At 72.2% G+C, this 22,921-nt stretch carries 20 protein-coding genes and 1 tRNA gene; 8 read left to right on the forward strand and 13 right to left on the reverse strand.

Features of this window, described 5'->3' with window-relative positions:
- Window positions 1-30: 30 nt before the first annotated feature.
- The 10 genes from EOINJALH_RS33385 to argH form a co-directional block, all read right to left on the reverse strand.
- Window positions 31-429: a prepilin-type N-terminal cleavage/methylation domain-containing protein gene (locus EOINJALH_RS33385; protein ID WP_088285568.1), complete on the reverse strand. Its 399-nt coding sequence runs from the start codon at window positions 427-429 to the stop codon at window positions 31-33.
- A gap of 21 nt (window positions 430-450) precedes the next feature.
- Window positions 451-867 (reverse strand): hypothetical protein, encoded by a 417-nt coding sequence (locus EOINJALH_RS25740; protein WP_088285570.1) that lies wholly within the window; start codon window positions 865-867, stop codon window positions 451-453.
- Window positions 868-1,016: 149 nt separating this feature from the next.
- The gene (locus EOINJALH_RS25745; RefSeq protein ID WP_088285572.1) at window positions 1,017-2,294 is read right to left on the reverse strand and encodes a type II secretion system F family protein; all 1,278 of its coding nucleotides are present in this window, start codon (window positions 2,292-2,294) and stop codon (window positions 1,017-1,019) included.
- 14 nt (window positions 2,295-2,308) lie between these two features.
- On the reverse strand, window positions 2,309-4,018 hold the full coding sequence (locus EOINJALH_RS25750) for a GspE/PulE family protein (protein ID WP_088285574.1): 1,710 nt from the start codon (window positions 4,016-4,018) through the stop codon (window positions 2,309-2,311).
- 13 nt (window positions 4,019-4,031) lie between these two features.
- The gene (gene mshL / locus EOINJALH_RS25755) at window positions 4,032-6,068 is read right to left on the reverse strand and encodes a pilus (MSHA type) biogenesis protein MshL (RefSeq protein WP_234414040.1); all 2,037 of its coding nucleotides are present in this window, start codon (window positions 6,066-6,068) and stop codon (window positions 4,032-4,034) included.
- A complete protein-coding gene (locus EOINJALH_RS25760; protein WP_088285576.1) occupies window positions 6,065-6,637 on the reverse strand; it encodes a hypothetical protein in 573 nt (190 codons plus the stop codon). Before EOINJALH_RS25760 ends, mshL begins: the two co-directional genes overlap by 4 nt.
- A 2-nt stretch (window positions 6,638-6,639) precedes the next feature.
- Window positions 6,640-7,362 carry a hypothetical protein gene (locus EOINJALH_RS25765; protein WP_088285578.1) on the reverse strand — a complete coding sequence of 241 codons (723 nt, stop codon included), beginning with the start codon at window positions 7,360-7,362 and terminating at the stop codon, window positions 6,640-6,642.
- On the reverse strand, window positions 7,362-7,970 hold the full coding sequence (locus EOINJALH_RS25770; RefSeq protein ID WP_088285580.1) for a PilN domain-containing protein: 609 nt from the start codon (window positions 7,968-7,970) through the stop codon (window positions 7,362-7,364). Before EOINJALH_RS25770 ends, EOINJALH_RS25765 begins: the two co-directional genes overlap by 1 nt.
- 16 nt (window positions 7,971-7,986) lie before the next feature.
- A complete protein-coding gene (locus tag EOINJALH_RS25775) occupies window positions 7,987-8,871 on the reverse strand; it encodes a hypothetical protein (RefSeq protein ID WP_144290170.1) in 885 nt (294 codons plus the stop codon).
- Window positions 8,872-9,071: 200 nt separating this feature from the next.
- Window positions 9,072-10,475 carry an argininosuccinate lyase gene (gene argH / locus EOINJALH_RS25780; RefSeq protein ID WP_088285584.1) on the reverse strand — a complete coding sequence of 468 codons (1,404 nt, stop codon included), beginning with the start codon at window positions 10,473-10,475 and terminating at the stop codon, window positions 9,072-9,074.
- A 94-nt stretch (window positions 10,476-10,569) separates the two neighbouring features.
- Between argH and EOINJALH_RS25785 the strand changes: the two genes are divergently transcribed.
- Genes EOINJALH_RS25785 through EOINJALH_RS25795 form a run of 3 tightly spaced genes read left to right on the forward strand, consistent with a single transcriptional unit; the run spans window position 10,570 to window position 13,816 of the window.
- Complete coding sequence (locus EOINJALH_RS25785) at window positions 10,570-11,727, forward strand: histidine kinase (protein ID WP_088285586.1); 1,158 nt, start codon at window positions 10,570-10,572, stop codon at window positions 11,725-11,727.
- Window positions 11,724-12,512: a LytTR family DNA-binding domain-containing protein gene (locus EOINJALH_RS25790; protein ID WP_088285587.1), complete on the forward strand. Its 789-nt coding sequence runs from the start codon at window positions 11,724-11,726 to the stop codon at window positions 12,510-12,512. Before EOINJALH_RS25785 ends, EOINJALH_RS25790 begins: the two co-directional genes overlap by 4 nt.
- A complete protein-coding gene (locus EOINJALH_RS25795; protein ID WP_144290171.1) occupies window positions 12,509-13,816 on the forward strand; it encodes a hypothetical protein in 1,308 nt (435 codons plus the stop codon). The genes EOINJALH_RS25790 and EOINJALH_RS25795 overlap by 4 nt, the downstream gene beginning before the upstream one ends.
- Before the next feature lie 101 nt (window positions 13,817-13,917).
- On the opposite strand, the gene ppc is transcribed toward EOINJALH_RS25795, so the two are convergent.
- The gene (ppc, locus tag EOINJALH_RS25800; RefSeq protein ID WP_088285591.1) at window positions 13,918-16,764 is read right to left on the reverse strand and encodes a phosphoenolpyruvate carboxylase; all 2,847 of its coding nucleotides are present in this window, start codon (window positions 16,762-16,764) and stop codon (window positions 13,918-13,920) included.
- A gap of 113 nt (window positions 16,765-16,877) precedes the next feature.
- Between ppc and hemC the strand changes: the two genes are divergently transcribed.
- The 5 genes from hemC (at window position 16,878) to EOINJALH_RS25825 (ending at window position 21,157) form a co-directional block, all read left to right on the forward strand.
- Complete coding sequence (hemC, locus tag EOINJALH_RS25805) at window positions 16,878-17,810, forward strand: hydroxymethylbilane synthase (RefSeq protein ID WP_088285593.1); 933 nt, start codon at window positions 16,878-16,880, stop codon at window positions 17,808-17,810.
- A gap of 17 nt (window positions 17,811-17,827) precedes the next feature.
- Window positions 17,828-18,601, forward strand: coding sequence for a uroporphyrinogen-III synthase (locus EOINJALH_RS25810; protein WP_088285595.1), 774 nt, complete (start codon window positions 17,828-17,830; stop codon window positions 18,599-18,601).
- The gene (locus tag EOINJALH_RS25815; RefSeq protein WP_234414041.1) at window positions 18,598-19,728 is read left to right on the forward strand and encodes a uroporphyrinogen-III C-methyltransferase; all 1,131 of its coding nucleotides are present in this window, start codon (window positions 18,598-18,600) and stop codon (window positions 19,726-19,728) included. The genes EOINJALH_RS25810 and EOINJALH_RS25815 overlap by 4 nt, the downstream gene beginning before the upstream one ends.
- A gap of 18 nt (window positions 19,729-19,746) precedes the next feature.
- Window positions 19,747-20,988, forward strand: coding sequence for a heme biosynthesis HemY N-terminal domain-containing protein (locus EOINJALH_RS25820; protein WP_088285597.1), 1,242 nt, complete (start codon window positions 19,747-19,749; stop codon window positions 20,986-20,988).
- A gap of 92 nt (window positions 20,989-21,080) precedes the next feature.
- A tRNA-Arg gene (locus tag EOINJALH_RS25825) sits at window positions 21,081-21,157 on the forward strand.
- Window positions 21,158-21,170: 13 nt separating this feature from the next.
- On the opposite strand, the gene EOINJALH_RS33030 is transcribed toward EOINJALH_RS25825, so the two are convergent.
- Together EOINJALH_RS33030 and EOINJALH_RS33035 are read right to left on the reverse strand one after the other, a co-directional pair.
- Window positions 21,171-22,136 (reverse strand): tyrosine-type recombinase/integrase, encoded by a 966-nt coding sequence (locus tag EOINJALH_RS33030; RefSeq protein ID WP_310732341.1) that lies wholly within the window; start codon window positions 22,134-22,136, stop codon window positions 21,171-21,173.
- 143 nt (window positions 22,137-22,279) lie between these two features.
- Window positions 22,280-22,687 carry a hypothetical protein gene (locus EOINJALH_RS33035; protein WP_234414042.1) on the reverse strand — a complete coding sequence of 136 codons (408 nt, stop codon included), beginning with the start codon at window positions 22,685-22,687 and terminating at the stop codon, window positions 22,280-22,282.
- Window positions 22,688-22,921: the final 234 nt, after the last annotated feature.

A 22,921-nucleotide genomic window follows, 5' to 3' on the forward strand; every position in this document is an offset into this window, starting at 1 on the left:
GCGCGTGGGGCGCGCCGCGGGTGGCTCAGGTCAGGGGTTGCCGGCCGAGATGCCGGTGAAGGTGGCGGTCTTGCCGCCCGCCGTCACCGTGCAGGTGGCCGTGGCACCGTTGGTGGTGCCGACGTCGGTGCCCGACGCGGCGACGGCATAGGTGGCCGGCACACCGCTCTGCAGCAGCGAGGCGACGTCGTCGCAGGCATCGACCTTGGCGCACTTGTCGGCGGTGACCACGTGGTTCTTCACCAGGCAGCCGCTGAAGTTGATGTTCATCGCCGAGGCGGCCGCGCCGGCCACACCTTCGACGCTGGCCTGCTGGGCTTCGCTGCGGATGTCGATGAACTTGGGCAGCGCGGTGGCAGCCAGGATGCCGAGGATGACGATGACGACGATCAGCTCGATCATCGTGAAACCGTGTTGACGGGGTTTCATGGAGTGGGTCCTTTCAGGGGGTCATGGGCAGGAGGCGGAATCGCGATCGATGCGTGGGGCCGCTCCCGCCTGCGGCGCCTGCACATAGGTGAACTCGCATGGCGTGGCGGCCGGGGACGGCACGGCCACGGTGAGGCTGGGCACGCCGTTGCGCGTGCCGGGCCGAAGCGCCAGGTCGGGCGACAGTGCGGCCAGCCGGGCGATGCCCTCGGCCGAGGCCGCGGCATGGCCGTGGGCGCCGGCGATCGGCTGGCCGTCGATCCGCAACAGGTCGCAGGGCCGGCCGGCCTCGCGGCTGCAGCGGGCCTGGAACTGGGGAATGGCGGCCTGCACCGCGGCCATGGCCGCCTGCAGCCGCACCTGACGGGTGCTGGCCTGCCATTCGGCCAGCCGCGGCAGCAGCACCGACAGCAGCACGCCCACGATCGCGCAGCACACCGCGAACTCCAGGCGCGACAGCCCCTGGCGTCGGGCCGCGGGCGCGGCCAGACGGCGGGTGGGCGTGGATGGGGCGCGGCATGGCGTCGGGGAAGGGGCGAAGGGGATGGCGGCAACAGAAGTCGTTGGCGGGATATCGGCAGCGCGGCTCATCGCTTGAGCGCCACGCGGCCCAGGTCCCACATCGGCAGGAACACGCCCAGGGCCAGCACCAGCACCAGCGCACCCAGGAAGACGATGAGGATCGGCTCGAGCTGCTGCGACAGCGTCTTCAGCTCGTACTGCACCTCGTTGCTGTAGAGGTCGGCCACCTCTTCCATCAGTTCCTCGACGGCGCCGGTCTCCTCGCCGACGGCGATCATCTGCAGCACCACGGGCGTGAACACGCCCGACGCGGCGGCGGCGCGCAGGATGCTGTCGCCGCGCTGCACCGCGTCGCGGATGCCTTCCACCTTGCGCGCGATGTGCTGGTTGTCCACCGTCTGCGCCACCACGGCCAGCGCCTGTTCGATGGGCACGCTGCTCTTCAGCGCCAGCGCGAAGCCGCGCGAGAAGCGCGCCAGCGTGGCCTTTTGCACGATCTTGCCGGCCAGCGGCAGGCGCAGCTGCCAGCGGTCCCAGACCATTCGCCCGGCCGCCGTGGCGTGCCAGGCGCGCAGCGCAAAGGCCGCCGCCACCGCCCCCAGCGCCAGCAGCCAGCCCCATTGCAGCGTGAAGCGCGAGGTGGCCAGCAGGATGCGCGTGGCCAGCGGCAGCTCGGCCTGGAAGCTCTGGAACACGGTGGCGAAGGCCGGGATCACCATGATGTTGATGACGCCAATGGCCGCCACCATGGCCAGCGTCACGAAGGCCGGGTAGCGCACGGCGGATTTCACCTGCTGGCGCATGAACAGCTCGAATTCCAGGTGCTTGAACAGCCGCAGGAACACCTCGTCCAGGCGGCCGGTCATCTCGCCCACGCGCACCATGGCCACGTAGAAGGCGTCGAACACCCGGCCGTGCTGGGCCAGCGACATCGACAGCTCGATGCCCGATTCCAGCCCGCGGCGCACCTGCGCCAGCGTCTGCTTCATGCGCTCGCCGGTGGCCGATTCCTGCAGGCCGGCCAGCGCCCGCAGGATGGGCACGCCGGCGCGCAGCAGGGTGTGCAGCTGGCGCGAGAACAGCAGCAGGTCGGTCACCGACACGCCCGGCTCCAGCCAGCGCTTCAGCGACAGGGCGGCCAGCCCCGGCCCGCTGCCGGCGCCGGCCTGGGCCTCGATCTGCAAGGGGGTGATGCCGCGGGTGCGCAGCAGCACGGCCACGGTGGCGGCGTCCGGGCCGTCGACCTCGCCCGACACCGCGCCCGCGGCCGAGCGGCCGGTGTAGGCGAAGCGCTGCGCGCCGCCGGCAGCGGCGTCCGAGGTTCTGCCGGACGCGTTGGCCATGTCGACTCAGTCGCTCACTCGTCGAGTTGGGAGCTCACGCGCATGGCCTCTTCGACCGTGGTGCGGCCCTCCAGGGCCAGGCGCACCGCGTCGTGGCGCAGCGTCTGGCCGGCGATCTGCCGGCGCCCGGCCTGCGCAAAGGCCTGCGGCGTGCCGTGGTTCATGGCCTCGACCAGTTCCTGCGTCATCTCGATGAACTCGTAGATGCCGGTGCGGCCCGAGTAGCCGGTGTCGTTGCAGTTGCCGCAGCCGCGGCCGTGGCGGAAGGCCTGCGTGTCGACCGCGTCGCCCAGTTCCAGGCGCAGCCACTCGTGCTCGTGCGGCTCGAGCGGGTGGTCCTCGCTGCAGTTGGGGCAGATCACGCGCACCAGCCGCTGCGCGATCACCAGCTGCAGCGACAGCGCCACCATGTAGCCGGGCACGCCCATGTCCATCAGCCGGATCGGCGTGGACAGCGCATCGTTGGTGTGCAGCGTGGACAGCACCAGGTGGCCGGTCATCGCCGCGCGCATACCGATCTCGGCGGTGGTGCGGTCGCGCATCTCGCCGACCAGGATCACGTCCGGGTCCTGCCGCAGCGCGGCGCGCAGCACGCGCTCGAAGCCCAGCTCGATCTTGTCCATCACCTGCACCTGGTTCAGGCCGGGCAGGCGGTACTCCACCGGGTCTTCGACGGTGATGATCTTTCGGTCGGTGCTGTTCAGCGCGGCCAGCGCGGCGTACAGCGTGGTGGTCTTGCCACTGCCGGTGGGGCCGGTGACCAGCACCATGCCGCTGGGCCGGTGGATGGCGCGCTGCAGCGCTTTGGCCACGCGCGCCGGCAGATTCAGCCGGTCCAGCCCGAGCAGGCCGCTGTTCTGGTTGAGCAGCCGCATCACCACCGATTCGCCGTGCTGCGTGGGCATGGTCGAGATGCGCACGTCCACCGCGCCGGTCTTCAGCTTGACGTGAAAGCGCCCGTCCTGCGGCAGGCGCTTCTCCGAGATGTCCAGCCCCGACATCAGCTTCAGCCGCAGCGCCACCGCGCCGGCGATCTTGGGGTCGGCCTCGGTCTGCACGTGCAGCATGCCGTCGATGCGGAAGCGGATGCGCAGTTGCCGCTCCATCGGCTCGATGTGGATGTCCGACGCGCGGGCGCGCAGCGCCTCCTCGAACACCGAGCTGAGCAGTCGCACCACCGGGGCGTCTTCCGCCGTGGCGGCGTTCAGGCCCAGCAGGTCGCCGATCTCGCCCTCGACGCTGGTCAGCTCCGATTGCAGTTCGCGGGCCAGGCCGGCGATCTCGCTGGTCTTGCGGTAGGCGCGGTCCAGCGCGGCGAGCAACTGGCTTTCGGCGACCACCACCAGGTCGATCTCGCGGCGGGTGAGGCGAGCCACCTCGTCGTAGGCGTTCAGGTCGGTGGGGTCGGCCATCGCCACCTTCAGCGGGCCGGCGCCGTCCTCGATCGGCAGCGCGCGCAAGCGTCGGGCGTACATCTCGGGCAGCAGCGCGGCCACCTCGGGGCGCAGGTTGCGGTGCGCCAGTTCGACGAAGGGCACGCGCAGCTGGCGTGCCACCGCCTTGGCGATCTGCACCTCGGTCACCCATTGCCGGTCGATGAAGACGCGGCCGAGCTTGCGGCCGCTCTTCTTCTGCTCGGCCAGGGCCTCGTCGAGCTGCGTGGCGGTGATCAGCGATTCCTGGATCAGCAGGTCGCCGATGCGGATGCGTTCGGGGCGGGCCATGGTCGTCCCCGGCTCAGCGCAGCGCGGCGCGCGGGGCGATGGTGGCGTCGGGCCAGGGGCCGTCGTCGTGGATCACCGTGGGGCGCAGCATGATCACCAGCTCGCGCTTGCTGGTGACGACGCCGGTCTGGCGGAACAGGCCGCCCACCACCGGAACCTCCTGCAGCCCCGGCACGCCGGTGCGCTCGTCGTGCGATTCCTGCTTCATCAGGCCGCCGATGGCCACGATCTGGCCGTCCTTCACGCGCACGATGCTGTCGGTCTCGTTCACCGTGCTGGCCGCCAGCGGCAGGCGGAAGGCGCCCAGCGAGCCGAGGTCGATGTTCTTCTGCTTCTCGCTCACCGTGCTGATCGACGGGTGGATGTGCAGCATCACGTTTCCGGCCTCGTCGATCTGCGGCGTCACGTCGAGCGCGATGCCCGAGAAGAAGGGCTGCAGCGTCACCGACGGCGACGACACCGAGTTGGTGCCGTTGGTCGTGGTGCTGGTGGTGATGCCGGTGACGTACAGCTCGTCGCTGCCGACCTTCAGCACCGCCTTCTGGTTGTTCAGCGTGGCGATGCGCGGGCTCGACAGCACCTGCACGTCGCCCTGCGTCTGCAGGAAGTTCAGCAGCGCGGCGAAGTTGGCCGACTGGAAGGCCAGCCCGTAGAAGCCGCGGCCCAGCGCGCCGGCGGCCAGGTTCACACCCGGCGCCACGGTGTTGCCGTCGCCGCTGCTCAGGTTGCCGCTGGTCTGCAGCACCGTGCCCGGCGCCGCGGCGCCGATGGACACCGACGCGCGGTCGGACAGGATCTTGCCGAAGCCCGCCCAGTTGATGCCGGTCTGTGCGTTGTGGCTCAGCTGCACCTCGACGATCTTGGCCTCCAGCATCACCTGGCGCTCGATCGACAGCTGCACGGCCTTCAGATACGACTCCACCTGGCGCAGTTCGGCCGGCGTGGCCTTCACCACCACCACGCCCGCGGCCGGGTTGAGCACGACGTTGCGGCCGCCGGCGGTGCCCACCAGCGCGCCCAGCGAGGCCTGCACCTCGCGCCAGAAGTCGGCGTCGGAGGTGGTGCGCACGTGCGAGCTGTCGTCGGCGCGCGAGCTGTTCTGGTTCTGGCCGTTGTTGTTGCTGTTGTTGTTGCCGTTGTTGTTGCCGTTCTGGCCACCGTTGCCGCTGCCGTTCAGCGTGATGGCGCTGCTGGTGACGCGGATGTCGCTGGCGCCCTGGCGCCGGCCGGGCAGGTAGTTGATGCGGTACAGCCGCGTCTGCACGCTGTTCGGGTAGACGAAGATGCGGTTGCCGGTGATGCGGTATTCGTAGCCGAACAGCTCGCGCAGCGTGTCCATGGCCTCGGGCACGGTGGTGTTCTTCAGCGTCACCGACAGCGAGCCGCTCACCTCGGGGGCCACCAGCATGTTGTACGGCGTGCCGCTGGCCAGTTGCAGGAACACCTGCGCGGCCGGCGCGTTGTTGATCGACAGGTCGAAGCGCGGCTCGGGGGCCGCCGGCGCGGCGGCGCGGGTGCCGGTCTGCGCCAGGGCCAGGGTGGTGTCGGGCACGGTGGCCGGCGTGGTGGACGGCGCCGCGACGGACGTTGCGACAGGCGCTGCGACAGGCGCTGCCACCAGCGCAGCAACCGGTGCTGCAACCGGTGCTGCAACCGGCGCCGCAGTCGGCGCAGCCGCTGCTGTGGCGATGGGCACCAATGCAGCGCGGGGTGCCGGGGCGGCCGCCGGCGCCGGCGTCGGCGCCTCGACGGGGGCGGCCACCGGCACGGCAGGCGCCGACGCGCGCGGCAGGGCCATCGCCACCGGCTCGGCGGCACGGGCGGCCGGAACCGCTGCGACGGGCGCCGCAACGGGCGCTGCGACGGGCGCCGCGACGGCCGGGCGGGCCGAGGCCCAGCCCAGCAGGGTGCGGTGCACCTGGGGTTGCGACAGGCCATCGGGCACGCGCACGCGCCGGAAGTCGAGTTCGTCGCCGGCCTGGGCCAGGCCGGTGGCGCCGAGGGCTGCGCACAGGGCGGCGGCGGCGAGTGCGTGGGGGGTGCGGGTCATGGTTTGCTTCTCCCGGCCAGGGACAGGGGGCTGGGCTGGGGCGACCTGGCGGTGTCGTCGGCCGGGCGGTCACGGGTCGGCGCGCTGGCGGCGTCGGCGGATGGGGCGGCTTGGGCGGCTTCGGCCGCGGCCGAAGCGGCGGGCGCGTAGCCGGCCACGCGGTTGATCGAGATCGAGCCCGCGGCCTGCTTGGTGCCGCCGGGCAGCAGCGTCAGGCGCTCGGTGCCCTGGCCGGTGGCGGCGCGCAGCAGCAGGCCGTCGTGGTCGATGGCCAGCACCAGGCGCTCGCCGATGCGGTCGCCCACCTGCACCACCTGGCCGTCGACCATGGCGCTGGACGGCCCCCGCGCACTCACCTGCAAGGACTGCAGCACCGGCGCCACCACGGGCGCCACCGGCGCGCGTGCTGCGGCCGCGGCGGCCGCGGCGGGTCGAGGGCCGGCAGGCGCGGCGGTGCTGGCCGGCACGGCGATCGTTGGCGGGCGCGTGGGGTCGGCCAGCGGGCCGGCCCAGGCCACCATCGCCAGGCCCAGGGCGGCGATCGGCAGCAGGCGCAGGGGGGCGGGCATGGTCAGATTTCCAGCCAGTGCCGCTCGCGGCTGATGGTGTGCACCCGCAGCGTCAGCGTGGCGCGCGGGTACTGTTCCACCTTGAACGACACCTGGCCCCACAGCAGCCGCTCGGGCATGGCCTCCAGCGCCTGCAGGTAGGACAGCAGGTCGGCAAAGCCGCCTTCCAGCGTGAGCTCGACGCCATGGCGGTACAGGCCCGCGCCCGCCGGTGCCGTGGTGGCCGGCGGTCGGCCCGCAGCGCCCGAGGCGGCCGCCGCAGCGGGCTGCGGCGCGGCCTCTGCGGGCAGCAGGTCGCTGCGGCCCAGCGATTGCATCGACCGCAGGCGCACCTGGCCGTGGCGCGCCAGCATCTGTTCCAGCAAGGCCAGCATCTGGTCGGGTCCGACGAGCGAGGCCTCGAAGCTGCGCAGGCTGTCCTCGCCCTCGCGCACGCGCTGGCGCCACAGCGCCAGCTCGGCCTGTTGCTGGCGCAGCAGCGTGCCGTGGTCGGCGTGGCGTCGGCCGGCCTCCACCTCCAGGCGCGACAGCGCCGTGCGGGCCACCTGCTGCTGCTGGCGGGCCACCTGCCAGGTCTTGAACGCGGCGCCGAACCACAGGGCATCGACGCACATGAACACGAAGGCGGCCGCGGCCGCGGCCATCAGCACGCGCTCGCGCTGCGGTCGCTGGTCGAAGCGGCGCAGCCAGGTCTTGGCCAGTGTTCCGAGGACGGCGAGGTCCATCACGGCCCCTTGCCTGCCGGCGGGCGCGAGCGCAGCGCGAACTCGGTGTAGGGCAGGGCCGCGCCGGCCTTCGCGTCGTGGCCGTTGAGGCTGAGCTGTGCGAACGGCCGGCCCTTGAAGCGCGGCTCGGCGTCGAGCCGGCGCAGGTAGTCGGTGAGCACGTGCGCGTCGGTCATGCGGCCTTCGAGCTCGAGGTCCTGGCCGTTGTCGGCCACGGTGAAGCCGGTGATCCAGACCGAGCCCTGGGCCTGCCGCGCCAGCGCGACGAAGTAGCTGGCCGGCCCCTCGCGCTCGCCGGCCACGCCGGCGTCCAGCGCGGCACGGATGCGACGCTGCCCGGCCTCGAGCTGGCGCAGCTGGTCGATCTCGGCGGCCATCGCCGCGGTGCCGGTGGCCTGCGATGCGGCCGCGGCCGCCTGCAGCGCGGTGGCGGCCTGTTGCAGCGCGCGGGTCTCGTCGGCGGTGCGGCCGGCCAGCACGTGCAGGCCGGCCGAGGCACCGAGCCCCAGCCCCAGCACCACCAGCGCGCCCAGCAGCGCGTGCGTGCTGCCGAAGGCGATGCGCTGCGGCAGCAGGCGCGGGTCGGCGAGGTTGATCTGCTGGGCCATGGCGGGTCGGTGGCGTTCAGTCGTCGCGCAGCGCGGCGCCGATGGCGTACAGGTGGTGGTTCAGCCGCGTCGCGTCGTCGGCCAGGCCGGGCAGGGCGTCGAGGTCGACCAGGCTGGCCAGGTCGAGCCGCTCCACCGGCACGTACAGCAGCGGCGTCACGTGGTCCAGGAAGCGCTGCTGGCCCGGCATCGGGCCCACCAGCAGGCGCGCCAGCGAGGCCTGGCCGTAGGCGCGCTCGAAGCCGTCCAGCGTGCGCTGCAGTTCGAGCACGGCATGGTCGAAGGCGGCCAGGCGTTGCTGTTCGTCCTCGTGGTCGAGCTGTTCCAGCGCCAGGTCCATGCGGCGGATCGACAGCAGTTCGCCGCGGCAGGTGATCACCAGCGTGGCATGGCCCGGCTGGCAGTGCAGCAGGGCCTGCGCCTGGCCTTCGCGCTCGGCCAGCACGCTGAGGTTGCGCAGCGCGGTCTCGCCGATGTCGATGGCATGCCAGGGCATGCCGGCGTCGTGGGCCTGCTCCATCAGCGGCCGCACCTGCTCGGCCGCGGCGGCGACGACGATGACCTGCGGCTGCTCGCGGTAGCTCAGCCCCTCGGGCACCGCCAGCAGGTCGACCGCGGCACTGTCGACGGCGAAGTCGACGCTGTCTTCCAGCTGCCAGCGCATCGCGGCGCGCCACTCCTCTCGCGGCAGGTCGGCCGGCGCGTCGAGCGTGAGGCACTGGTACTGCGCGGGCTGCAGCAGCGCCACACGGCGGTGGCGGTGCAGTGCGTGCTGGCGGCGCAGCTGGCGCAGGGCCTGCTCAGGCCGCGTCCAGTCGGTGTCGGCCAGCCAGCGCAGCGCCGGCCGTTCGCCCGGGCGGCGCTGCACCAGGGCGACGGACGAGTGCGCGCCAAGGGGCACGCATCCGATCCAGCCGGGCAGCAGCGAACGAGCGCGGAACGAGAGCACCTTTTTCCCCCATGTGACAGCGCCATCGTTTCATGGCGGCCACTGGGGCAAAGGGCGAAATTACGGGCGATAAACGGCCGAATCGGCCGCCGGGAGGGCGCTTTCCGCTGGGATTCCCGCGGCGATCGCCACGGCAATCGCCGCGGGCCGGTTCAGCCGGCGCCCAGCCGCGCCCGGTGCCGGGCGATCTGCGCCAGCGCCTGCGCCGGCGCGGTGCCGCCGCGCACGTTGCGCGCTTCCAGCGAGCCGCGCAGCGTGAGCACGCCGGGCGCGTCGTCGCCGATCTTCGGGTGCAGCGCCTTCAGTTCGGCCAGCGGCAGGTCGGCCAGGTCCACGCCCCGCTGCAGGCCCAGCTTCACCGCATGGGCCACCACCTCGTGCGCGTCGCGGAAGGGCAGGCCCTGCTTGACCAGGTAGTCGGCCAGGTCGGTGGCGGTGGCATAGCCGCGCCGCGCCGCGGCTTCCATGGCCTGCGGCTTGACGACGATGCCGGCCACCATCTCGGCCATGATGCGCAGCGTGGCGGCCAGGGTGTCCACCGTGTCGAACAGCGGCTCCTTGTCTTCCTGGTTGTCCTTGTTGTAGGCCAGCGGCTGGCCCTTCATCAGCGTGATCAGCCCCATCAGGTGGCCGATGACGCGGCCGCTCTTGCCGCGCGCCAGCTCCGCCACGTCGGGGTTGCGCTTCTGCGGCATGATCGACGAGCCGGTGCAGTAGCGGTCGGCCAGGTCGATGAAGCCGAAGTTCTGGCTCATCCACAGCACCAGTTCCTCGGCCATGCGCGACACGTGCACCATGGTGATGCTGGCAAAGGCCAGGAACTCCATCGCGAAGTCGCGGTCGCTCACCGCATCAAGGCTGTTCTCGCAGACGCCGTCGAAGCCCAGCTCGCGCGCCACCGCCTCGCGGTCCAGCGGGTAGCTGGTGCCGGCCAGCGCGGCGGCGCCCAGCGGCAGGCGATTCGTCCGCTTGCGCACGTCGGCCAGGCGCTCGGCGTCGCGGGCGAACATCTCCACGTAGGCCAGCAGGTGGTGCGCAAAGCTCACCGGCTGCGCCACCTGCAGGTGGGTGAAGCCGGGCATCACGGTGTCGGTGTGCTTGGCGGCCACCTCCACCAGCGCACGCTGCATGTCCACCAGCAGCGCGGCCAGCGCGTCGATCTCGCCGCGCAGCCACAACCGCACGTCGGTGGCCACCTGGTCGTTGCGCGAGCGGCCGGTGTGCAGTCGCTTGCCGGCGTCGCCGACGAGCTGCGTCAGCCGGGCCTCGATGTTCAGGTGCACGTCTTCCAGCTCGAGCTTCCACTCGAAGCTGCCGGCCTCGATCTCGGCGCGGATCTGCGCCATGCCGCGCCGGATGTCGGCCAGGTCCTGCGGGCCGATGATGCCCTGCGCCGACAACATGGCCGCGTGCGCCAGGCTGCCGTCGATGTCGGCGCGCCACAGGCGTTGGTCGAAGCCGACGCTGGCCGTGTAGCGCTTGACCAGCTCGCTCATCGGCTCGGAGAACAGGGCCGACCAGGCCTGGGATTTCTTGTCGAATTGGTTGCCGGACATGCGGTGGGGGCTCGTCGAGGGAGGAGGGCGGCCGGGGCCGCCCACGGGCAGCGGCGAAGGCCGCGGGCGAAGCCCGTATTATCCGGCCGCCACCATGGCCCCGACCGACCGCCCCCCCGCCGCCGAGGCCGCCGCCGCAGACGCCGACGGCCCGGGCAGCCGTGCGTCCGGTGTCTGGCCCGACACCGCCCGCCTGCGCGGTGGCGGCCACAGCTCGCACTTCGAGGCCACCCGCTTCGACCCGCTGTACGAGCAGAAGTCGCGCGAGCGCTGGCGCCTGGCCACGCAGTTCGACCTGTGCCGGCCGGCGCTGGGGCTGCGCGTGCTGATCTTCGTGCAGGTGGCGCTGGCCCTGGCCGCGCTGCCGTTGGCGCAGGGCTGGCTGGACGCCGCCACGCGCGCCGTGGTGCTGGCCTTTGCCGGCCTGGGCGGCGCGCTGCTGTGGCTGCCCACCGTGTGCGCGCTGCGCCCGGTGCTGGCCCGCCTGGGCCGCGGCCCGCGCGAACTGGCGCTGGCCGGCCTGGGCGGCGCATCGGCGCTGGTGGGCTGGGCCATGGTGGCCGGACTCGGCCTGGTGCCCCCGCGCTGGCCGTCGGCGGCGGGCAGCGCCGTGTGCGGTGCGGCCCTGGCCGCCCTGGTGTGGCACTGGCTGGGCCTGCGCGCCGCGGCGGCCCAGCCGGTGGAGGCCAGCGCGCGGCTGGCCGAACTGCAGTCGCGCATCCGGCCGCACTTCCTGTTCAACGCGTTGAACACCGCGCTGGCGCTGGTGCAGGTCGACCCGCGCAAGGCCGAGGTGGTGCTGGAAGACCTGTCGCAGCTGTTCCGCGTGGCGCTGGCCGAAACCGGCGCGGCGGTGACGCTGGACGACGAGATCGACCTCGCGCAGCGTTACCTGGCCATCGAGAAGCTGCGCTTCGGCGATCGCCTGCAACTGGAATGGGACCTCGACCCCGAGGCCTCCGCCGCACCGCTGCCGCCGCTGGTGCTGCAGCCGCTGGTGGAGAACGCGGTGCGCCATGGCGTGGAGCCGGCGCTGCGCGGCGGGCGCATCCAGGTGCGAACACGCAAAGTGCGCGGCATGGCCGAGGTGCTGGTCACCAACACCCTGCCCGATGAACCCGGCCGGCAGGGCAGCGGCATCGCGCTGGCCAACGTGGCCGAGCGCCTGCGCCTGCTGCACGACGTGGCCGCGTCGCTGCACACCGGCATCGAGGACGGGCGCTTCAAGGCCCGCATCGTGGTGCCGCTGTGAACGCCGACACCCACGGCGCCGAACCCCGGGGCACCGACCGGCCCGCCCCGCTGGACGTGCTGATCGTCGACGACGAGCCGCTGGCGCGCCTGCGCCTGCGCGGCCTGGTCGAGGCCTGTCCCGAGCCATCGGCGCGCGTGGTGGGCGAGGCCGGCGACGCCGAGACGGCGCTGCAGTGCCTGGCCGAGACGCCCTGCGACGTGGTGCTGCTCGACATCGTCATGCCGGGCGGCAACGGCCTGCGCCTGGCCGACGAACTGCGCCGCCGGCCGAACGGCCCGCTGGTGGTATTCGTCACCGCGCATGGCGAGCATGCGCTGCGCGCCTTCGAGGTGGACGCCGCCGACTACCTGACCAAGCCGGTGCGCCGCGAGCGCCTGCAGGCCGCGCTGCTGCGCGTGGCCCAGCGGCGAGCGCGCGAGCCGCTGGCCGCGCCCGAGGGCCCGGTGCTGGTGGTCAGCGACCGCGGCCGCGTGCTGCGCGTGCCCGCCGCCGAAGTGCTGTACCTGAAGGCCGAGCTGAAGTACGTGACGCTGTGCAGCCTGCGCGGCACCTGGCTGCTCGACGACGCGCTGGCCGACCTCGAGCAGCGCCTGGGCGACGGGTTCCTGCGAGTGCACCGCAATGCGGTGGTGGCGCTGTCGGCGGTGCGCGCGCTCGAGCGCCGAGGCGGCGACGAGGCCGACGAAGGCTGGCAGGTGCAGGTGTCCAACGGCGACTGGCTGGCCGTGTCGCGCCGGCAGCTGCCGGCCGTGCGCGAGGTGCTGGCCGGGGCGGCGGGTTGAGCCCTCGCGGGGCGGCGCAGGCCCGCGGGCGCGGCGCGCTCGCGGCGGCGGTCGCGGCCGTGGCGGTGGCGCTGGTCGGCCTGTGGATGCGCCACGATCTGCTCGGTCGAGACCTGGCCGGGCAAGTGACCGGCCCCGGCACGGCCCCGCTGCCGGCGTCAGCCCCCGACGTGGCCCCAGGGCCGTTCGCAGGGGTGTCCCCCGGTGCGGCTGCCGCGCCGCGGGGTGGTGGTGCGCCCAGGGCGGCCGGTCTGCCGCCGTCACCGCCGGTGGCTGCCGGGTCGGCGACGCCCGGGGGGTGGCCGGTGGCGCTGGTGCCGCCCAGCGCACCCCAGGCGGCGGGCCTGCCGCCGCCGCGGCCGGGCGAGTTCGACCTGTGCGGCCTTGGCCGCCACCGGGGGGTGGGCCTGTCGGCGCCGGTGGCCTCGGTCGACCCCTCGCCGGCCGGCGGCATGCCACCGGCCCTGGGCGACGACGCCCTGGCCGCCGCCTGGCCCCGCGTCGTGCAGGCGCTGGCCGCGCGCGCCGACGCGCGCTCGCAGGCCGCTGCCTGGCTGATGGAGGGGCGCCGCCCCACGGCGTCCGCGCCACCGGCCCCTGTGGGCGCCGCCGCGCTGCAGCGCCTGTCGCGCCTGGCGCTGGCCGGTGGCGACCCGCTGGTGCTGCAGTGGGCCGCGGTGGCCTGTGCGGCCGAGCCGGCGCGTTCACCGTGCCTGGGCCTGTCGGCCCGGCACTGGACGCGGGCCGAGCCGGCCAACCTGGCGGCCTGGCTGCTGTTGCTGCAGCAGGAGCCGCTGGCCGCCGACGAGCCCCTGCACGGCATGGCGCGCGCGCGCACGGCGGACTTCGGCTTCGGCCGCCTGGCCGCGCGGGCCGACGCGGCGGTGCCGGCCGACGTGCCCGTGCACACCCGGGTCGACCTGGCGGTGGCCCTGATCGGCCTGGACCCGGCCGCGGGCTCGCCGGCCTTCGGGCCGCTGCTGCGGCTGTGCGACGGCGCGGCACTGGCCAACGCCAACCGGCGGCAGTCCTGCCACGACGTGGCCACCGTGCTGGTCGAGCACAGCCGCGAGCTGCTGCCCTGGTCGGTCGGCATCACGCTGGCCGAACGGCTGAAGTGGCCCGAGCCGCGCCTGCAGCCACTGCGCACCGAGAAGGCCGCGCTGCAGTCCGGCGCCTCGCCGATCCCGCTGGACCAGCCCTACACGTGCGGCGCGGTCGATGCGACGCGCGCCTGGCTGCGGCAGCTCGAAGCGCAGGGCGAGGTGGCCACGCTGCGGCAGCGGCGGGCGGCGGGGCGGTGAGCCGAGACGGTGGTGTCCGGGCTCATCCACGGTCGCGCTTTGCATGCGCGACCGCTTCGCCAGGCACCGGCCAGCACGCAGGTGCTGTCCGGTGTCCGGGCTCAGCCCGTGTTGCGCAAGCCCGCTGCGATGCCGTTGATCGACAGGTGGATGCCGCGCTGCATGCGCTCCACCGTGGGGTCGTTGTCCTTGCGCAGGCGATAACGCCGCATCAGCTCGACCTGAAGGTGGTTCAACGGGTCGAGGTAAGGAAAGCGGTGCTCGATCGACCGCGCCAGCGCCGGGTTGCTGGCCAGGCGCTCGGACTCGCCGGTGATGGCCTCCAGCGCGGCGTGCGCGCGCTCCCATTCGGCGCGGATGGCCTTGAAGATGCGCTGGCCCAGGCGCTTGTCCTCCACCAGCTCCACGTAGCGCGCGGCGATGCGCAGATCGCTCTTGGCCAGCACCATGTCCAGGTTCGACAGCAGGGTGCGGAAGAACGGCCACTGCCGGTGCATCTTCTGCAGCAGCTCGAGCCGCCTGGCGCGGTCGTCGCCCTGGCTCAGGTACTGTTCGATCGCCGTGCCGAAGCCGCACCAGCCCGGCAGTGCCACGCGGCATTGGCCCCACGAGAAGCCCCAGGGGATGGCGCGCAGGTCTTCGATGGCGCGGGTGGCCTTGCGTGACGCCGGGCGCGAGCCGATGTTCAGCTCGGCGATCTCGCGGATCGGCGTGGTGGCAAAGAAATAGTCGGTGAAGCCGGGCGTCTCGTAGACCAGCGCGCGGTAGGCGCGGATGCTGGCCGCGCTGATCTCGGCGGCGGCCTCGAGGAAGGCCCGCGGCGCCGCCTTGGTGGGGTGCAGCAGCGTGGCCTCCAGCGTGGCGGCCACCAGGGTTTCCAGGTTGCGCCGGCCGATCTCGGGGTGGGCGTACTTGGAGCCGATCACCTCGCCCTGCTCGGTGAGGCGGATCTGGCCGCGCACCGTGCCCGGGGGCTGCGCCAGGATGGCCTCGTAGCTGGGGCCGCCACCGCGGCCCACGGTGCCGCCGCGGCCGTGGAACAGCCGCAGCCGGATGCCGTGGCTGGCCTCCAGCGCCTCGAACAGCGACACCAGCGCCAGCTCGGCCTGGTACAGCTCCCAGTTGCTGGTGAAGAAGCCGCCGTCCTTGTTGCTGTCGCTGTAGCCGAGCATGATGTCCTGTTCGCCGAAGGCGCCGGTGCGGCTGCGCACCACCATGTCGGCGATGCCGGGCAGCGCGTAGTACTCGCGCATGATGGTGGAGGCCTGCCGCAGGTCCTCGATGGTCTCGAACAGCGGCACCACGATCAGCGCGTGCGTCGCGTCGGTGTCCAGCGTGCCGGTGAGCAGGCCGCATTCCTTCTGCAGCAGCAGCACCTCCAGCAGGTCGCTCACCGTCTCGGTGTGGCTGATGATGCAGTGGCGCAGCGCCTCGCGGCCGTAGCGCTGCAGCATCTGCAGCGCGGTCTCGAAGATGGCCAGCTCGCCCTGGGCCAGGTCGGAATAGCTGGCCCCGCGCACGCGCAGCGGCCGGGCGTCGTCCAGCAGGCGCAGCAGCAGCGCACGGCGGGCGGGCTCGTCCAGCGACGGGTAGTCGGCCTCGATGCGCGCGTTGCGCAGCAGTTCGGCCACCACCGCCTCGTGCTTGTCGCTGCTTTGCCGCAGGTCGAGCGTGGCGAGGTGGAAGCCGAACACCTGCACCGCGCGCTGCAGCGGCTTCAGGCGCGGGCCGATCAGCGCCTCGGCGTGGTGGGCGCGCAGCGATTCCTCGATCACCTTCAGGTCGGCCAGCAGTTCGGCGGCGTCGGTGTACGGGTCTTGCGGCGCCACCGCGTGGCGCAGCGCCTCGGTGCCGGTCAGCGCGTGCAGCGTGGCGGCGCCGCGGGCGTACATGCCGATCAGCGCGCGGCGGTAGGGCTCGTCCTCGCGGTGGGCGTTGCGGTCGGGCGAGCGCTCGGCCAGCGCCGCCAGCGCAGGGGTGACGCCGGCCAGCATCTGCGAGATCGACAGCTCGGCGCCCAGCTCGTGCAGCTCGGTCAGGTAGAAGCGCAGCGCCACCTCGGCCTGGCGCGACATGGCCATGCGCAGGGTGTCGGCGGTGACGTTGGGGTTGCCGTCGCGGTCGCCGCCGATCCAGTGGCCCATGCGCAAAAAGCTGGGCACGGCGTGGCCATGCAGGGCCTCCTCCAGCTCCTGGTACAGCTTGGGGATCTGCCGCAGGAAGGTCGTCGGGTAGTAGCTGAGCGCGTTCTCGATCTCGTCGGCCACCGTGAGCTTGGTGTAGCGCAGCATGCGCGTCTGCCACAGCTGGGTGACGCGGGCGCGCACCAGGCCCTCGTTGTCGCGCAGCTCGCGCTCGGTGTGCAGCTCGTCGCGCTGGCCCACCAGCCCGGCGATGGCGCGCTCGGCGTCCAGGATGCTCTTGCGCTGCACCTCGGTGGGGTGGGCGGTGAGCACCGGCGCGATGTAGGCCTGCTGCAGCGCGTGCGCCACGTCGGCCGCGCGCAGGTCGGCCTTGTGCAGGCGCTCGAAGGTCACGGCCAGCGAGCCCTCGTGCTGGTGGCCCATGCGCTCGTGGTGCAGGCGGCGGCGCACGTGGTGGCGGTCTTCGGCGATGTTGGCCAGGTGCGAGAAGTAGCTGAAGGCCCGGATCACGCTCACCGTCTGCTCGGCCGAGAGGTTCTTCAACAGCCGGTCGAGCACGCGCCCGGCAGAGGCGTCCTTCTTCAGCCGATAGGCCACCGACAGCCGGCGCACCCGTTCGATCAGCTCGAAGGCCTCCTTGCCCTCTTGCTCGCGGATCACGTCGCCGAGGATGCGACCAAGTAACCGGATATCCTCGACCAGCGGCTTGTTCTTGGCCGCGGCGTCGCCGCTGTCCAGCCGGTGGACCGCCGGCTTGGCGGTGACCGCGGCACGACGAGGGGTGGAGGCTTTTCGGGTCGTCATGATGTAACCTGGTTACCAATCGGGAGGCCGGCGCGATGTTAGCAGCCGGGCGCAGGCACCGGCTCGGTGCGCGATGCACACGGCCCGGGACGCCTAGCGATAATCGGGCCACCATGACGCACACCACCCTCATCGCCACCCGCGAAAGCCGCCTCGCGCTGTGGCAGGCAGAGCATGTCCGCGACCTGCTCGGCACACGCTTCGGCCTGAACGTCGGCCTGCTCGGCATGACCACCCGCGGCGACCAGATCCTCGACCGCAGCCTGTCCAAGGTCGGCGGCAAGGGACTGTTCGTCAAGGAACTCGAGGTCGCGCTCGAAGAGGGCCGCGCCCACCTCGCGGTGCATTCCCTGAAGGACGTGCCGATGGACCTGCCCGAGGGCTTCGTGCTGGCCACCGTGCTCGAGCGCGAGGACCCGCGCGACGCCTTTGTCTCCAACCGGTACGAGTCGGTCGACGCGCTGCCGCAGGGCGCGGTGGTCGGCACGTCCAGCCTGCGGCGCGTGGTGCAGCTGATCAACATGAGGCCCGACCTGCGCATCGAGCCGCTGCGCGGCAACCTCGACACCCGCCTGCGCAAGCTGGACGAAGGCGGCTACGACGCCATCGTGCTGGCCGCCGCCGGGCTGAAGCGCCTGGGCCTGGCCTCGCGCATCCGCGCCACCTTCGACACCGCGCGCATGATCCCTGCCGCCGGCCAGGGCGCCCTGGGCATCGAGGTGCGCACCTCGGCCACCGAACTGCGCGCGCAGCTGGCCCAGCTCACCCACACGCCCACCTGGCTGTCGGCGCATGCCGAGCGGGCCGTGTCGCGCGCGCTGGGCGGCAGCTGCAGCATGCCCCTGGCTGCGCACGCGGTGTGGCAGGACGGCGCGCTGGTGCTGGATGCCGCGCTGGGCCACCCCGAGCAGACCGCCAAGCCGCTGCTGCGCACCCGCGTGCAGGGCACGCCCGCCGATGCCGCCGAGGCGACCGCGCTGGGTGAGCAGGCCGCCGCCAGCCTGCGCTTCCAGGGCGCTGCTGCCTACCTGGACGGCAGCGCCTGACGGCCCGGGCCGCCGCGATGCGCGTGCTGGTGACGCGGCCGCAGCCGCAGGCCGACGAGTGGGTCGCCCGCCTGCAGGCGCTGGGCGTGGACGCCGCCGCATTTCCCTTGCTCGGCATCGAGGGCCCGGCGGACCCGCAGGCGGTGCCGGCGGCGTGGGACGGCCTGTCGGCGCTTCGGCTGGCCATGTTCGTCAGCCCGAGCGCGGTCGAGCGCTTCTTTGCGCTGGCCCCCGCCGGCCGCACCTGGCCACCGGGCGTGCTGGCCGGTGGCACCGGGCCCGGCACGGCCGTTGCGCTGGCCTCGGCCGGCGTGCCTGCGGCGGCCATCGTCTGCCCCGGGCCGGACAGCGAACGCTTCGATTCGGAGGCCCTGTGGCAGCTGCTGCGCCAGCGCGGCGGCTGGCAAGGTGCCTGCGCGCTGATCGTGCGCGGCGAAGGCGGCCGCGACTGGCTGGCCGACACATTGCGTGGCCAGGGCGCCACGGTGCAGTTCGTCGAAGCCTACCGACGCGTCGCACCGCGGCCCGATGCCGCCGGGCAGGCCCTGCTGGTGCAGGCCCAGGCCCGGCCGGCCGAGCACGTGTGGCTGTTCAGCAGCAGCGAGGCGGTGCACCACCTGCCGCCATTGGCGCCGCAGGCCGACTGGTCGGCCGCCTGGGCGCTGGCCACGCACCCGCGCATCGCGCAGGCAGCGCGCGACATCGGCATCGGCCGGGTGGAGGCCGTGACGCCGTCGCCCGAGGCCGTCGCGGCGCACCTGACCCGGTCGATACAATCCGCGCGATCGTGAGCGACACCCCCTCCTTGCCCTCTGCGGCGCCCCCGGTGGCGGCCGACGAGCCGGCAGCGCCGGCCCCCGCGGCGCCGCAACCGCCCAGCAGTCTGTCGGCCCGCGTGTGGCTGGTGGGTGCCGGGCTGGTGGGGGCCTTGGCGGTGGCCAGCCTCACACTGGCCCTGCACGGGCAGCAGCGCATCAAGGCGCTAGAGCAAGAACTGGTGCGGCGCCAGCAAGACAGCCAGGGCCAGGCCGTCGAGGCGCGCGCCCTGGCCCGGCAGGCGCAGGACGCGGCCATCTCCGCCGAAACCAAGGTCGGCCTGCTCGAAGGCCGCGTGGCCGAGACCGCGCTGCAGCGCTCGCAGCTCGAAGAGCTGATCCAGCAGTTGTCGCGCTCGCGCGACGAGAACGTGCTGGCCGATGTCGAGGCCGCCATCCGCGTGGCGGTGCAGCAGTCCGCCATCACCGGCAGCGCCGAGCCGCTGTCGTCCGCGCTGCGCCAGGCCGAAGAGCGGCTGTCGCGCATCAACCAGCCGCGCATGGAACGCGTGCGGCGGGCCCTGTCGCGCGACATCGACCGCGTCAAGGCCGTGGCCGTCACCGACATCGCCACGCTGACCATCAAGCTCGACGAGGCCGTGCGGCTGGTCGACGAACTGCCGCTGCTGTCCCAGCCCGAGCGCAAGGCCATGTCGACGGCCAGCGTGGCCCGCAGCGCCTCTGCGCCGGCGTCCGGCGTCGCGGCTGCGGGCGGCAACGTCTGGTGGACGGCGGTGCAGAACGGCTGGGCCGTCTTCAGTGGCCGCGTGGCCCACGAGGTGAGGTCGCTGGTGCGCGTCACCCGCATCGACCAGCCCGAGGCCATGCTCGTCGCGCCCGAGCAGGCCTGGTTCCTGCGCGAGAACCTCAAGCTGCGGCTGCTCAATGCGCGGCTGGCCCTGCTGTCGCGCCAGTTCGACACGGTGCAGTCCGACCTGCGTGACGCGCAGGCCTCGATCGACCGCTACTTCGACCGCAGCTCGCGCCGCGTCGTCACCTCGGCCGAGCTGGTCCGCCAGGTGGCCCAGCAGGCGCGGCAGGTCACCGTGCCGCGGCCCGACGAGACGCTGGCCGCCATCGCTGCCGCGCAGGCCGGGCGTTAGGCCGGGGGCCGGTTCGCGATGCGCAGCGTCGTCTGGTTGATCCTGCTGTTCGTGGCGGCGGTGGTGGCCGCCCTCACGCTGGGCGACAACGACGGGCTGGTCACCTTCTACTGGGCCGGCTGGCGGCTCGACCTGTCGCTGAACTTCTTCGTGCTGGCCGCCATCGGCATCGGCCTGGCGGCGGTGTCCACCGTGCAGGCCGTCAACGCGCTGCTGCACCTGCCCGAGCGCGCCCGCGAATGGCGCGCCCTGCGCCACGAACGCGCCGCCCACGCCGCCCTGCGCGAGGCCATGACCGAATCCTTCAGCGGCCGCTACACGCGGGCGCACAAGGCCGCGACGCGCGCGCTGGCCATCCGTGGCGACGCGGCCGGCATCGCCACCGAGCACGAATTCCAGACCCTGGCCCGCCTGCTGGCCGCCGGCAGCCTGCACCGCCTGCAAGACCGTGTCCGCCGCGACGAGCTGATCGAGGAACTGCTCGCCTCGCCCCACCGGCCCTTGTCGCCGGTGGACGAGGGCGCGCGCCTGCTGGCGGCCGAGTGGGCCCTGGACGACCGAGACGAGGCGCGCGCCGAATCGCTGCTGTCCGAGCTGCCCCCCGGCGCGGCCCGGCGCACCCAGGCCCTGCGGCTGAAGCTGCAGGTCGCGCGCATGTCGCGCCGCCCGTCGGACGCCCTGCACACCGCGCGCCTGCTGGCCAAGCACCAGGCCTTCTCCACGGTCGCGGCGCAGGGCCTGCTGCGCTCGCTGGCCTTTGAGGTGCTGGACACCGCGCACGACATCGACCAGTTGCGCCGCGCCTGGCAACAGCTCGACCCCGCCGACCGGCTCGACCCCTTCGTGGCGTCGCGCGCGTCGCGCCGTGCCACCGCCATGGGCGCCAACTCCGACGCCCGGCAGTGGCTGCTGCCGCTGTGGGAGCGCCTGGCGGAGGTGGGCGCCGAAGGGCGCGCGCAGCTGGCTCTGGCGCTGGCCGACGCCGCCTCGGGCATCGGCGCCGAATGGCTGCCGCGGGTGGAAGCGGCCCAACGCGCGCACCCGGTCGACGGCCCCGTGCAGGCGGCCGCCGGTGCCGTGCTGATGGCGTGTCAGCTGTGGGGCAAGGCGCGTCGCCCGCTCGAACTGGCGGCGCAAGACACCGCGCTTGACGCACGCGCCCGCCGCCAGGCCTGGCGCCGCCTGGCCGACCTGGCGCGCGAGGAGGGCGACGTCGAACGCGCGGCCACCTGCGACCGCGCGGCGGCCGCCATTGACTGAGGCGCGATGGGGGCGATGGGCCGCACCGGCATCGCCACCGCAGCACGCAGATTTCGAATGCCCAGAAAACTTCTGATATAGTCCGAGGCTTCGCGGCTGTAGCTCAGCTGGATAGAGTACTTGGCTACGAACCAAGGGGTCGTGGGTTCGATTCCTGCCAGCCGCACCAGAACAATTACGTTCTAGATCAACGGGTTAGCTCCAAAAGAGCTAGCCCGTTTTTCTTTGTGCTTCTCGCCCGTGGGGGACTTTTGGGGGACTTTCGCTCCCCGCTGTTCCTTCCGACGGGCTTCATGCTCCTGCCTCAGCGTCGCCAGACTCTTGTTCCAGCGCCCGCTGTCCTCCTTGATCTTCTCCAGTGCGCCATGCAGTTCGACGATCTGCGCCACCGTGTAGTGGTGCGTGATCGATGAGCTGACGTGCCACAGGACGTCGCGGATCGTGGGCTCCGGCACGCTCGCCTCCCGCAGCCGCATGCCCGCCGTGTGACGGAGGTCATGCACATGCAGGTCGGGCATGCCGGCCTTCTTCCGAGCGTTCTGCCACGCCGTGTTGTTCATGGTCTGGATCGGCTGGTAGGACATCACCGGGGCGTCTTCGAAGTTCTTCACGCGTTCTCGGCGCCACACGAAGACGAAGTCGTCATGCTTGCCGCGCTGCGATTCGATGATCGACTGCGCCACGCTGTTGCACACCACCACCCTTGGCCGTCTCCTGCCCTTGACGTGTTCCCGGGGAACTTCGAAAACCGAGATACCAAGTTCGGGCACCTCGATCTCCCAGGACCACTGAAGGCTGCAGACCACGTCGTCGCGCACGCCGGTGTTCAAGGAGAACAACGTCATCCGCGCCAGGTGATCGGGCAAAAGCGGCATCAGCGTCCGCTGCTGGCCCCATGACAGGGGCTTCGGCTCGCGCTGGTATCCGGCCAACTCCTGCATCTCCAACGTGGGTGCACGTTCCAGCCAGGTCAGGCCGGTGTTGTCGTCACGCCAGGAGTTGGCCGCCAGATTGAGGATCCGGCGGACCACACCCAACGCAAGGTTCACGGTCTTTCTGGCACGTCCGTCGGCCAGCCGCTTCGCGACATAGGGCTTCAGGGGGCCGTCGTGGACTTGGTGCAATTGGAGATGTCCGATGAATGGCATCACGCTCTGCAGGAGATAGACCTCACTTTCGATGCTTACCTTGTCCTGGTTCGTCGACACATAGTTCGCGGCAGCTTGCTCAAAGGTTCGTGGAGGTCGCGTGCCGTGGATGGCCACAGCGCGCAACTGCTCCAGTTGCCTGATCAGCCAGCTTTCCGCTTCGCCAGCACTTTGGAAGCCACGCTGGCGAAGTCGAGTGCCGCGCCAATGTTTGTCGACCTGCCAGGTCTCGTTGTCGTCGGGGTAGATGCCCCGTTGTTGACGGCCCATGTTTGTATTCCTTTCCGGTTGTTGGGCCGCCCGGTCAGCTTGTCATTCTGCTCCTGTGGCTCGGTTTTGTGGGATGCCTGACCCATGTCCTTCGGCATCAACTTTGGCGTGTCGTCGCCGTTGAACAGCGCGTCGAGCGCGCGATCAAGTTCGCGACGATCAAACAGCAGGGAGGTGCCGACCCGGACGGATCGCACACGCGGCCGGATCGCGGCGTCGAAGGACCTGCGCTTCAACCCGCAGTAGCGCACGGCGTCCTCGTATCTGAGTACGCGGTTCATGTGTGCCGCCTCTCGACATTCGCGGCTTGACCACCAGTCGTCAAATCGACTCCGCTCCGGACGGCGCCTGGTCGGCGCAGAACTATGGCTTTTGCAGCGGTCTGGCGAAACCTTGCCCTTCGGCGGGCAAGGTCCTTGAGTAGGAAGCGATTCGGAATTGGCATGATGTTTTGAAGCATGCCATTGGAAAGGGAAAGTTTTGCAACAGCAAAGCGTGCACCTGCACCGCATTGA

Origin of the sequence: Ideonella sp. A 288 (assembly GCF_002198735.1) — a bacterium.
Classification (GTDB): domain Bacteria; phylum Pseudomonadota; class Gammaproteobacteria; order Burkholderiales; family Burkholderiaceae_C; genus Pseudaquabacterium.

Excerpts from the sequence above, each read along its gene's own strand:
- EOINJALH_RS25765 (WP_088285578.1), bottom strand. The coding sequence starts at position 7,362 with ATGGACCTCGCCGTCCTCGGAACACTGGCCAAGACCTGGCTGCGCCGC.
- EOINJALH_RS25745 (WP_088285572.1), bottom strand. The coding sequence starts at position 2,294 with ATGGCCAACGCGTCCGGCAGAACCTCGGACGCCGCTGCCGGCGGCGCG.
- EOINJALH_RS33035 (WP_234414042.1), bottom strand. The coding sequence starts at position 22,687 with ATGAACCGCGTACTCAGATACGAGGACGCCGTGCGCTACTGCGGGTTG.
- mshL (WP_234414040.1), bottom strand. The coding sequence starts at position 6,068 with ATGACCCGCACCCCCCACGCACTCGCCGCCGCCGCCCTGTGCGCAGCC.
- argH (WP_088285584.1), bottom strand. The coding sequence starts at position 10,475 with ATGTCCGGCAACCAATTCGACAAGAAATCCCAGGCCTGGTCGGCCCTG.
- EOINJALH_RS33030 (WP_310732341.1), bottom strand. The coding sequence starts at position 22,136 with ATGCCATTCATCGGACATCTCCAATTGCACCAAGTCCACGACGGCCCC.
- EOINJALH_RS33385 (WP_088285568.1), bottom strand. The coding sequence starts at position 429 with ATGAAACCCCGTCAACACGGTTTCACGATGATCGAGCTGATCGTCGTC.
- EOINJALH_RS25760 (WP_088285576.1), bottom strand. The coding sequence starts at position 6,637 with ATGCCCGCCCCCCTGCGCCTGCTGCCGATCGCCGCCCTGGGCCTGGCG.
- EOINJALH_RS25750 (WP_088285574.1), bottom strand. The coding sequence starts at position 4,018 with ATGGCCCGCCCCGAACGCATCCGCATCGGCGACCTGCTGATCCAGGAA.
- ppc (WP_088285591.1), bottom strand. The coding sequence starts at position 16,764 with ATGACGACCCGAAAAGCCTCCACCCCTCGTCGTGCCGCGGTCACCGCC.
- EOINJALH_RS25810 (WP_088285595.1), top strand. The coding sequence starts at position 17,828 with ATGCGCGTGCTGGTGACGCGGCCGCAGCCGCAGGCCGACGAGTGGGTC.
- EOINJALH_RS25785 (WP_088285586.1), top strand. The coding sequence starts at position 10,570 with ATGGCCCCGACCGACCGCCCCCCCGCCGCCGAGGCCGCCGCCGCAGAC.
- EOINJALH_RS25820 (WP_088285597.1), top strand. The coding sequence starts at position 19,747 with ATGCGCAGCGTCGTCTGGTTGATCCTGCTGTTCGTGGCGGCGGTGGTG.
- EOINJALH_RS25770 (WP_088285580.1), bottom strand. The coding sequence starts at position 7,970 with ATGGCCCAGCAGATCAACCTCGCCGACCCGCGCCTGCTGCCGCAGCGC.
- hemC (WP_088285593.1), top strand. The coding sequence starts at position 16,878 with ATGACGCACACCACCCTCATCGCCACCCGCGAAAGCCGCCTCGCGCTG.